Genomic DNA, 11,431 nt, shown 5'->3' on the forward strand with positions numbered 1-11,431 from the left:
CTTTTTTGTACTTAATTAATATCTAAATATAGCTGCTACACTCGTATCTGTAGGCATTTGTTTTTTATCTAAAACATATACCTTAGAACCAGTCTTTATCGCAAGCTCTATCATATCATCTAAGATATCATCGGTATTTGGGTCTGATAAACTACCTTTGATGATTTTTCCTTGTTTGTAATCGATTTTTCCTGGGATAATTTTTTGATCCTCTATAAATAGGGTTTCTACTTTTTTCTCTATAAGTGCTTTAATAATGGTATTGAGTTGATCTGAACTTAGATGACTTTGTTTAAGTGTATGATATTGCTCTATCAGTTTATCTAACACTGTTTTAAATCGCTTTTGATTGATTTCATAGATTTTTTGTTTAAGTGCTTTATCGGATACATCTTTTATGGATCCATCAATACTCTCTTCAATCAAATAAGGATTTTTTGATAAATCCTTAAACACATGATGATGTTCCTTATGAGATAAGAGAATGAGTGGATATTTCTGATGTTTTGAAATTTCTTCTAATACAGTTTTATCAACATATCTAAAGAAATTTAATCGATCAATATCAATTTCATCTGATTTACCACCATGACCATGGAATGTAGATCCATCTTCGGCTCCACCATATGTACCATGTGTTTGATAACTTTCTGTATGCTCTTTGCCTAACACTTCTTTTGAGGTTGTTTTAATCTTAGAAGGTAAGTCAATCTTTTTAATCGTTATATAGTCACCTTGATGAACCTCAAATCTATCTTGATCGAGTGCTAAGATATGATATGTTTCAAGTGATTGAAAATATCCATGCAGTGGTTTTAAATGATAAGTGTTTGACACAATCGCTAAAGGGTTGACTTCCTGTTCTAAAAGATAAATCACTATTTCTTTTTGGTTTGCAAAAAGCGCAAGCCCTGAAGTTACCTGATCCCAGAAGAGTTTATCATCTTCTATGGACTCAAGATCTTTAAGGATCAATTTCATATCCTTGTAATCTTCATCTGTTTCAAGTGAATCAGCGATTTTTTTAACAAGATTTTTAAAGACCAGCTGATCTTTTTTGTGATCAAACCCTTTTGGATCTGCAGGCATGTATAAAGAGATGCATGGCTGATTTTGTTCTTCAAAAAATTCATGTGAATATGTTTTTAATAATGTATAATTCATAATTCCCTTCTTTCCAAGACTCATAAAAAAGCATTTTGACTGCTTGATTAGGCCTTTATTTTGTTTAGGATGAATCTATTCTATGTACATTATCTACTTTCACTATAACATGTTTAGACGCATAATGAAATCCATATACAAAAGAGCACCTTTCAAAAATAGGTACTCTTATTATGTATAAGATGCATTTTTTAATGATTATGATCAAAAGAAAGATACATAGTTAAATATCTTTACTCATTTCAAATAAATGTTTGAACTTGCCTTGATCCAAATTTTTAATACATGTCTTTAAAACTTCTACACATTTTGCATATGCTTCAGGTTCTGATACACAGACATTTTCACATGCATGGTCATTTCGATATTTTAATGCTGATTGATCAAATCTTTCTTTCATCATTTGATTTAAATATTTGTGATCAGAAAACCCTGATAATTTTGATACTTCACTTACAGGTAGCTTTGTTTCTTTTAAAAGTTTTAATGCGTGTTCAAACCTAGCATTTTGCAAGAACTCTCTATAAGGAATACCTAGAGATTCTTTGACAAAATGAGATAACCGGTATTCAGATATGTCGACCAGTTTAGCGATATCATTCAAAGTTATTTTTTCATGAAAGTGTTGATATGTATACTCAACAATCACATGAATTCGATTTAAATAATCATCATTATTAATATGCTTCACATCTAAATATCTTTCTTTTAAAATCATTCGGTATAAATCTAAGATATACATATGATAGTATCCATTAATCTTATATCTAATCGCTGAACTCGTTTCATTTGAAACCAATAAACGAACAATTTGAATGATTAATAATGGCACTTCTTTATATTTAACGCTGAGCTCATCAAATGTATAGACTCTTTCGTTAAAATGAATTTTTTCAAAAAATAGATTATGTTTGTGTAAATAAGTCTTTTTTAAGCGAAAGCCAAGAATCATCGTATCATGATCTGATTCGATTTTGTGTTTTTTATACATGTATATTAAAAAAATGGTGTGCTCATCCATCTGATAGGTTCTATCATCAACTGTAATTTTAGCACTACCTTTAATGACCCATATGATCTCCATTTCCTCATGAATGACTTCATCGTGATGATGTCCTTGATAAAGATAGGTTTCAAATGGTAGATTGAGTTCTTTAAATAAATCGCAACATGTTTCTTTCATATGTTCACCACTTTCATTATAACAAAACATAACTCAATTTAATCTCTTCCAACAAATTATGGGATTTTATGACTTTCTTGCTATAAAGAAGTACTTATTTCTACTTGCATAACATACGTTATCTTTGTATCATATAGGTAGCATAAAGCGATAAATTAGTAAATAAATAGGAGGATTTTTATGCCAGCATTAAGTTATATTGTTTCAATGGGCATATATATGTTATTATTGTTTTTATTTTTGGATGCAACCAGAGAAAAACCGAAGTTTTATAAATGGTTTTTTATCTTAGTATTATTTTCAGCACCATTATGGTTTATGAACGACTTATCATGGTTTAGATGGGCAAAAGTTTTAAGTGTCTTAATTCCATTATGTTTCGTTTCATTTGTCAGAATGGCAAATGATGGTAGAGGCGTAAATGTGATAGAGTCTTTAAAAAAGAGATGGCCATTATGGGTATTATATTTCATTTTAATGTTAAACATCGTCGAAGCTACACTTTCTGATTTTGAAATGGGTAACTACTTCAATGCAGCTTGTGGTGTGATTCTGTGTATCACAATTCCACTACCAACAAAACATTGGCGCATTTCATCATTTGATGGTAAACATCGTTTTGGTGAACTCATTGCAGATCTACCTTTAGCTTGGTGTATTTTATATACAACTTGGAATGTCACTTTTGTTTATGCAGAAAACACTGGCTTTGTTGCTTCTAGTATTTGTATCTTAACGATTCCATTTGTTTGGATGTTATTTAGAAAACGTTCTGATTTATGGCTCATGGGTAGAATGTATACCTTAGGTCTTCATATCCTAATTCGTTCTAGTTATGATATCTTCTCTCCAGTCATGGATTCAAGTGCATGGTGGAATGCAGATGTTGCATATTACTTAGGTTTAGCAAACTTAATTGGTCATGTGATTTATTTAGTTTATTGGTTCTTTAAAATCAGAAACAAAGATTACTATTTATCTCATGGCATTGATAACCCAAGCTACCAAAGAAAGTTAGAGGTATCTTATGAATAAAGTTAAAGTGATTGAAATTCAAAAAAGAGTTTATGCGAATAATGATGAACAAGCAGCAATCTTAAGAGATGAGATTAACACAAACAAAACGTTTGTGATGAATCTCATGTCAAGTCCAGGTAGTGGTAAAACAACCATGCTTGTAAACACCATTAATCGCATTAAGCATAAAGTCAAGATTGGTATCGTAGAAGCTGATATTGATAGTGATGTTGATGCGTATACGATTTTAGATCAAACTGGTGTTAAAGTAAACCAACTCCATTCTGGTGGTATGTGTCATTTAGATGCAGGTATGGCTAAAGAAGGATTAGAAGATATCGGTTATCAAGATTTAGATTTTGTCGTCATCGAAAATATCGGAAACTTGATATGTCCAGCATCTTATGATTTAGGACAATCCATGAATGCGATGATCTTATCTGTGCCTGAAGGTGATGATAAACCACTTAAATATCCAAAGATGTTTACAAAAGTTGACGTCTTAGTTATCAGTAAGATCGATACATTATCAGTTTTTGATTTTGATTTTAAACGCTTAGAAGAGAATGTTAGAAAATTAAATCCAGATATTAAGATATTCCCAATATCTGCAAAAACTGGAGAGGGTATGGATCAATGGTGTGACTTTTTAGTCGATAACATCGTTGCATTCAAAAATTAGGAGGATATATGGCAAATCAAGAAAAATTATTAAGGTTTTGTAACAAAGTATCAAACACAAAAATGGGATCTAAAAATGGTGTTACCTATGACGATCCTAGATTTAAACTATTAGAAAAAGTCGTCACTGAAGAAATGGCTGAGGTTGCTTTAAAACTAGAGTTTAGAGGACCACAAACAGCTAAACAAATTGCAGATAAGCTTGGATGGACGGAAGACCGTACATTAGAATTGTTATGGCAACTCTCTTATGCTGGTGCTGCAGTTGTTAATAAAAAAGATGGCGAATTTAAGTTTTGGCATGAAACATGGGTTCCAGGTATATTTGAAATGGCAGTTAACAACTTAGAAAATGTTCGAAAATACCCACAAATTGCTAAAGCATTTGATGATTATGGACTACTTAGAAATCCGATTGGATTTGGTAAAATCCCAATGGGTAATGGACTCATGAGAGTCATTCCGATTGCTTCTTCTATTGATGGTACATCACAAGTGGTTACCGCTGAAAAAGTAGATTTATACTTAGAAAAAGCAAGATTGATCTCCGTATCTGATTGTTCATGCCGTACGTCTCGTGAAGAGATGGGTCAAGGCTGTGGACATTTAAAAGAAGATATGTGTATTCAATTGGATGATGCAGCTGAACTTTATATTAGAACAGGTAAAGCTAGACAAATTACTGTTGAAGAAGCGAAAGAGATCATGAGACGTGCTGAAGAAAACGGACTGATGCATCAAATTCCAAATACAGAAGGTGAAGGACATACACATGCGATTTGTAACTGCTGTGGATGTTCATGTTACGCACTACGTGCAGCAACCATGTATTCTAACCCTGACATGGTTAGATCAAACTTCACTGCTGAAGTTGATCCTGACAAGTGTGTAGGTTGTGGTGAATGTACAATTTACTGTCCAACCAATGCAATTAAACTTGGACAACGTTTAATCGGATCGATTGAAGAACAAAAACCTGTTCATAACCATAAAGCATGTAACACTGAATGGAATGAAGAACTTCACTTCCATCCAGATTATAGAACCAATAGAAAAGAATCCCTTGATACAGGTACTGCACCATGTAAGAGCGAATGTCCTGCACATATTTCTATTCCAGGATACATTCAACTTGCAGCTCAAGGTAAATATAAAGAAGCATTAGCTTTAATTAAGAAAAACAATCCTTTCCCTGCTGTATGTGGTAGAGTTTGTCCAGCATTGTGTGAATCAGCTTGTACGAGATGTGCGATCGATGAAGCAGTTGCAATCGATGATATTAAAAAATTCATTGCTGAACAAGATTTAAATGAAGAAACAAGATATGTTCCAGAAATCAAGCACAACTATCAAGATAAACATATCGCAGTCATCGGTGGTGGTCCTTCTGGATTGTCATGTGCTTACTATTTAGCTGTTGAAGGATATAAAGTCACTGTTTTTGAAAAAGAAAAGACTTTAGGTGGTATGCTTCAATTTGGTATTCCAGCATTTAGATTACAAAAAGATGTCATTAACGCTGAAATTGATATCTTAAGAGCTTTAGGTGTTACTTTTGAAATGGGTGTTCACGTTGGTGAAGATATCACCATACCTGAAATGAAAAAAGCAGGTTATAACGGATTCTTTATCGCGATCGGTGCTCAAAGTGGACGTCGTCTAGGTTTAGATAATGAAAATGCTAGAGGTATTGATACAGGTATTGATTTCTTAAGAGATGTTGCTTTAGGAAAACATAAGAAACTTACTGGTAAGACAGTTGTTATTGGTGGGGGTAACGTTGCAATCGATGTTGCAAGAACAGCTCAAAGAGTGGGTTCTAAAGATACACAAATGTTTTGTTTAGAAACTAGAGAAACCATGCCAGCCTTAAAAGATGAAATTCATGAGGCTTTAGAAGAAAATATTACAATCAATAACTCTTATGGTCCTAAATCTTTTATCGTTGAAGAAGGTAAGGTTAAGGGTGTTGTGTTTAAAAAATGTTTATCAGTCTTCAATGAACAAGGACGATTTGCACCAGTATTTGATGAAGAAGACACGATTAGTGTTGAAGCAGACCATGTATTAATTTCGGTAGGTCAATCGTTTGATTGGGGCAAATTACTTGCTGGAACAAGTGTTAGATTGAATCCAAATGGTACAGTGATGGTTGATAGTTTCACATTGCAATCAACTGATCCAGACATCTTCTTCGGTGGCGATGTAGTGACTGGTCCAAGATTTGCAATTGATGCAATCGCACTTGGTAAAGAAGGTGCTATTTCACTGCATAGACATGTACAACGTGGTCAAAGCTTAGTTTATGGTCGTCAAAGACATCATTATGTATCTTTAGATCGTGATCAAATTGATTTAAGTAGTTATGATCAAGCAGGACGTCAAAGAGCAACTGCGAAGCATCTTAAAAAACTTGAAGGAAACTTCACAGATCCTAGAGGTATCTTAACTGAAGCACAAATCGCTGCAGAAACCAATAGATGTTTAAAATGTGGTATCGCGATTGTTGATGAATATATGTGTGTTGGTTGTGGCCAATGTACAACCAAATGTAATTTTGATGCCATACATTTAGTGAAAACAAGCAATGTCCATGGTGTTGATTTCCCTGATTTAAAGAAAGTCGTTATTAAAAACGTCTTAAAGAGAAAAGTTAAGATTACTGCTAAAAACATTAGCAATGTCTTTAAAAGAAAAGATTAATCATGCATGAATTAGGATTAGTCATTCAAATCGTTAGACAAGTTGAATCGTATATGGTTGAAAACAACTTATCAAAAGTTGAAAAGATTGTTTTACAAGTTGGTAAACTTAGTGAAGTTTATCCTAAATACTTAAAAGATGTTTATCCGATAGCTGTTGAAGGCACAAAACTTCAAGATACCATACTAGAAGTTGAGGAAACTGCAGGTATTGGTAAATGTGAGTCATGCGGATTTGTCTATGATTTAACAGAGAATAATAATGTATGTCCACTTTGTGAAGAAAACAAGTTTTCAATCATTAGTGGAAGAGAATTTTTGATTAAAGAACTACACGCATATTAACGTTAGAAAGCTAGTGTTGATTTCCAATACTAGCTTTTTATAGGTTTATATGAAGAAAGGAATCATTATGAAAAAAGAATTTAAAGGATGTATAGAATTTCATGGACATGCATGTCCTGGACTTGCGATTGGATATCAAGCTTATTTATATTTTTTAGAACATACAAACATAGATATGTTTAGTCTTGATGAAGAAATTGTCTGTATCAGTGAAAATGATAGTTGTGCTGTTGATGCACTTCAATATTGTTTAGGATGTACTGTTGGTAAAGGTAATATGATGATTAACATGGTTGGTAAAATGGCTTTTTCATTTTATGTTAGAGATCAAAAAATCGCTTTTCGTATTGTTTTAAAACCATTACCTGAGATGTCAAAGGCAGATAAGCTTCGATATATACTTAATCAAGATCCTAAGGATTTATTTACATTAACAGATGTGAGTGAACCACTGCCTAAAAAAGCACGGATATATGCAAATATGAAGTGTCCGATGTGTCATGAATACTTTGCTGAACCTTTAAAGAAAGTACACCAAGGAGTTGAGATGTGTGCAACATGTTTTAAAGAAAGAAATCACGAATTCTATTGATCGTTATAAGTTCATCAAACGAAAGAAAAGGCTCGTTTTATATGCTTTATCTTTCTTATTAATTAAATTAAGTATCAGTGCGCTTTTTATAGGCACATATGATATCACTTTTTTAGAGATGCTAACAGCACTCTTTAAAACAAGTGAAGAGCAAGCGCATGTGTTACTCATGTGGAACATGAGGCTTCCAAGAGTTGTTGTTGCGGTTGTGGCCGGAGCAGGTTTATCTATATCAGGTGCGATTATGCAAACGACCCTAAACAATGACTTAGCATCTCCTTCTACTCTAGGCATTACTTCAGCAGCAACTTTTGGAGCCAATCTTTCCATTATTTTTATAGGGTCTACAGTACTCATGCAAATGCCCTATATCACTACACTTACGGCATTTTTATGTTCAATGATTGCTGTATCTTTGATATTAGGATTATCAAAATTAAAAACTTTTACCCCTGGTGTGATCATCTTAGCGGGGGTTGCAATGAGCTCTTTATTTCAAGCAATGACGACTATACTCCAGTACTTCTCAGACCAAAATACTTTGTCACAAGCAGTTTTTTGGACGTTTGGGGATTTATCTAGAGCGAACTGGCAAGATATTATCATCTTAACTGTAACTGTGATTTTATCTTATGTCTTCTTTTATATAAAGCGTCATGATTATGAAGGATTATCTCATGGAGAGTTATATGCAGCAAGTATAGGTATAAAAACACAAAAGCTTAGACTGATATCCATATTGGTTGCATCTCTTTTGACAAGTGTTTGTGTGTCTTTTTTAGGTATGATTGGTTTTATTGGACTCATTGGTCCTCATATCATGAAAAAAATGATTGGAAAGGATCATCGCTTATTTATTCCAGGAAGTGCCCTTTTAGGTAGCATCATCTTACTTTTTGCAGATATGATTTCAAGAACGATTATTGCACCAATCACACTACCAATTGGCGCAATCACTTCTTGTTTAGGTGCTGGTTTATTCTTATATATTTTACTTAAGAAAAAGGAGTCATCATCATGTTAAGTGTCAATAACCTCTCTTTTGCATATGGTCATAAAGTCGTATTAAAAGACATTAGTTTTTCAATTCAAAAAGGGGACTGTTTGGTCATTTTGGGCCATAATGGTGCTGGAAAATCAACACTTTTAAAAACGCTCAATCATTTGCTAAAAGCAAACACTGGTAGTGTGATTATGAATAATCAAAACATCAAGGATATGACTCCCATTAAAAGAGCTCAGAAGATTGCATATGTCCCACAGTCTTTATCATTTCATGAAGCATCTGTTTTTGATACAGTTTTATTAGGTAGAAAACCTTATATGTCACATAGAGTTTCAGATGATGATTTAATCAAAACTGATCAAATCATCAAAGCGCTAAATCTTGATGAGATCGCGTTTGATGATATTACAAAATTAAGTGGAGGGCAAAGACAAAAAGTTGCGATTGCTAGAGCACTTAATCAAGAAACAGAGTTACTGCTGCTTGATGAACCCACTGCAAATCTTGATTTAAAAAATCAACTTGAACTAACACAATTCATGAAACATATTGCACAAAATCATGATAAGACAATGATTGTAACGATGCATGACCTCAATCTTGCACTTCGATTTGGAAACAAATTTTTATTTCTAAAAGATCATCAAGTCTATGAGTTTGGCACAGGTGACATCATCACTGAAAAACTCATCAAAGCTATTTATCAAGTTGATGTAAAAATGATTGAGCATGACTTTAAAAAACACATGATAACACTATAGGAGATTAAAATGAAAAAATCAATAATGATATGCATTATAATAATCTTATTCATGACTCTAACAGGATGCATGAATACGGATGAAACACTAAATGATGACATCAAAATCATTGATGTCTATGATCGTGAAGTTTATATACCTAAAGATGCTTCGACATTTGTTTGTATAGGACCTAACGCACTTAGATTATACACATATATAGCTGATCCAAATCACATTGTAGGTATCGAAAACTTTGAACTATTACAACAAACAAAAGGTAGACCTTATATCTTAAAATATCAAGATATCATTGATCAATTACCAATCATTGGTGAAGGTGGACCTAAAGCATCTCCAAATGCAGAACTTATCTTATCTGCAAATCCAGATGTGATCATTGCGAGCAGTCTTTATGAAAAAAACGTTATTGATGATTTATATCAAACGCTAAACATTCCAATCGTAACGATAACCAATGATACATCTGAAGGTAGTTTGTTTAGTGAAGATCTCATGAACTCTCTAGAAAATATAGGCATCATCACAGGAAATACTGAAAGATCAACACAACTCATTGAATATATCAATAGTATAAAAGCTGATTTAAACCAAAGAACCAAGGAATTAAATCATAAAAAAACTGCCTATATCGGCAGTTTATCAAAAGCTGGACATCAGCAAATCACAAGCACTTCTGGCAGCTATGAAATTTTTGATTTAGTCAATGTCATAAATATTGCACATACAAAAGGTATTGATCAATATGCAAATATCGAGAAAGAAACACTTCTTTCTTGGAATCCAGAGATTATTATTCTTGATCTTAATGGATATGACCTGTTTTTAACAGATTATCAAACACATCAAACATACTATGAGCACTTAAATGCATTTCAAAACAACGAGGTCTATATGCAGTTTCCATATAATTTCTATTCAACAAACATTGAGGTTGCGATTGCTAACTGTTACCATTTAGGATCTGTACTTTATCCAGATGAGTTTAGTGATATTGATATAGAAGATAAAGTAAATGACATAGGACAAGCATTCTTAAACATCGATATTTATGAAAGTCTTCATAGTGACTATCATCAAGGTTATCAAACTGAACTACAAAAATGACCCTAGTGGTCATTTTTTTATATGTTTGTTATGTTTTTAATAAATTTATGAGTTCATTTGTTGAATCATTTGAGTATGATACTCGGTGTATCATAATGGATCTTAGTCTTTTTAAATCCAAGTGAATGATAGAGTTTTAATGCTTTAAAATTAATGCTCCAAACTTCTAGTTCGAGATCATCAATCCTTAGATTCGCAAAATATTGATAAATATCTGCCATGATTTGTCTTGAGAATCCTTGACCTTGATATTTAGGATCAACCCAAATGGTTTCAATATATCCTTTTTGGTCTTTTAAATATACTTTGGAACTTCCAATAATGGCTTCATTATGATAATAATAGACCATTCTAAAATGCTGATGATTTGATATTTCTTTAAGTTTTTCATCATTCATAGGCGTCACAAAAAGTCGATTATGTGTTTCAATATATGCTTGTGATACTTTCTCATCAGCAACATCGATCAATACTTTATTTAAGGATATATGTCCCTGAAATGAAGCTTCTACTTTATTTTCCATATAATATACTGAAGCATCATCATGATGACGGTCTTTAAGAAACTTTAAATCACGCTCAGTTTCACAAGTCGTATAAAACCTTGCAGTTAAGTTAGGATAAATCTTCTTAATTTCAAGTGCTCGTTCATATACTTTTTGATATAACTCATTTTTTATAGATTCATTTTCAGTTTCAATATAAAAATAAAGCAGCAATGGTGTTTGTTCAGTTTGAAATACATTAAACGATTGATAAATATATGCATGACTAATCACTTCACTTTTTTCATCTAAAACTAAAAATATATTTTCTTTGATGTTATAAGCCATATCTTCTTTCGGATGAATTATTGTATGTTTCATGGTGTTC

The 11,431-nt window shown here is 32.6% G+C and carries 11 protein-coding genes; 8 read left to right on the forward strand and 3 right to left on the reverse strand.

Annotated elements, in window-relative coordinates; all coding sequences use genetic code 11:
* Positions 1-15 precede the first annotated feature (15 nt).
* Both BK011_02130 and BK011_02135 read right to left on the reverse strand, forming a co-directional pair.
* Positions 16-1,164 carry a hypothetical protein gene (locus BK011_02130; protein AUD64533.1) on the reverse strand — a complete coding sequence of 383 codons (1,149 nt, stop codon included), beginning with the start codon at positions 1,162-1,164 and terminating at the stop codon, positions 16-18.
* A gap of 223 nt (positions 1,165-1,387) precedes the next feature.
* Positions 1,388-2,347 carry a hypothetical protein gene (locus BK011_02135; protein AUD64534.1) on the reverse strand — a complete coding sequence of 320 codons (960 nt, stop codon included), beginning with the start codon at positions 2,345-2,347 and terminating at the stop codon, positions 1,388-1,390.
* Positions 2,348-2,527: 180 nt separating this feature from the next.
* Here BK011_02135 and BK011_02140 point away from each other — a divergent pair, with 180 nt between their 5' ends.
* The 8 genes from BK011_02140 to BK011_02175 are packed head-to-tail and all read left to right on the forward strand — an operon-like array spanning position 2,528 to position 10,558.
* Positions 2,528-3,382, forward strand: coding sequence for a hypothetical protein (locus BK011_02140; protein AUD64535.1), 855 nt, complete (start codon positions 2,528-2,530; stop codon positions 3,380-3,382).
* Positions 3,375-4,046 carry a hydrogenase accessory protein HypB gene (locus BK011_02145; protein ID AUD64536.1) on the forward strand — a complete coding sequence of 224 codons (672 nt, stop codon included), beginning with the start codon at positions 3,375-3,377 and terminating at the stop codon, positions 4,044-4,046. The genes BK011_02140 and BK011_02145 overlap by 8 nt, the downstream gene beginning before the upstream one ends.
* An 8-nt stretch (positions 4,047-4,054) precedes the next feature.
* Positions 4,055-6,748, forward strand: coding sequence for a pyridine nucleotide-disulfide oxidoreductase (locus BK011_02150; protein ID AUD64537.1), 2,694 nt, complete (start codon positions 4,055-4,057; stop codon positions 6,746-6,748).
* A gap of 2 nt (positions 6,749-6,750) precedes the next feature.
* Positions 6,751-7,092 (forward strand): hydrogenase nickel incorporation protein HypA, encoded by a 342-nt coding sequence (locus tag BK011_02155; protein AUD64538.1) that lies wholly within the window; start codon positions 6,751-6,753, stop codon positions 7,090-7,092.
* Between the two features lie 49 nt (positions 7,093-7,141).
* Entirely contained in the window at positions 7,142-7,684 is a 543-nt protein-coding gene (locus BK011_02160; protein AUD64539.1) for a hypothetical protein, read from the forward strand.
* Positions 7,668-8,708 (forward strand): hypothetical protein, encoded by a 1,041-nt coding sequence (locus BK011_02165; GenBank protein ID AUD66119.1) that lies wholly within the window; start codon positions 7,668-7,670, stop codon positions 8,706-8,708. The genes BK011_02160 and BK011_02165 overlap by 17 nt, the downstream gene beginning before the upstream one ends.
* A complete protein-coding gene (locus tag BK011_02170) occupies positions 8,699-9,451 on the forward strand; it encodes a hypothetical protein (protein ID AUD64540.1) in 753 nt (250 codons plus the stop codon). The genes BK011_02165 and BK011_02170 overlap by 10 nt, the downstream gene beginning before the upstream one ends.
* 9 nt (positions 9,452-9,460) lie before the next feature.
* On the forward strand, positions 9,461-10,558 hold the full coding sequence (locus BK011_02175) for a hypothetical protein (protein AUD64541.1): 1,098 nt from the start codon (positions 9,461-9,463) through the stop codon (positions 10,556-10,558).
* Between the two features lie 65 nt (positions 10,559-10,623).
* On the opposite strand, the gene BK011_02180 is transcribed toward BK011_02175, so the two are convergent.
* On the reverse strand, positions 10,624-11,424 hold the full coding sequence (locus BK011_02180; protein ID AUD64542.1) for a hypothetical protein: 801 nt from the start codon (positions 11,422-11,424) through the stop codon (positions 10,624-10,626).
* Between the last annotated feature and the right edge of the window lie 7 nt (positions 11,425-11,431).

The organism is Tenericutes bacterium MZ-XQ, assembly GCA_002838205.1.
In the GTDB taxonomy this organism is placed as follows: Bacteria; Bacillota_I; Bacilli_A; order Acholeplasmatales; family Acholeplasmataceae; genus Mariniplasma.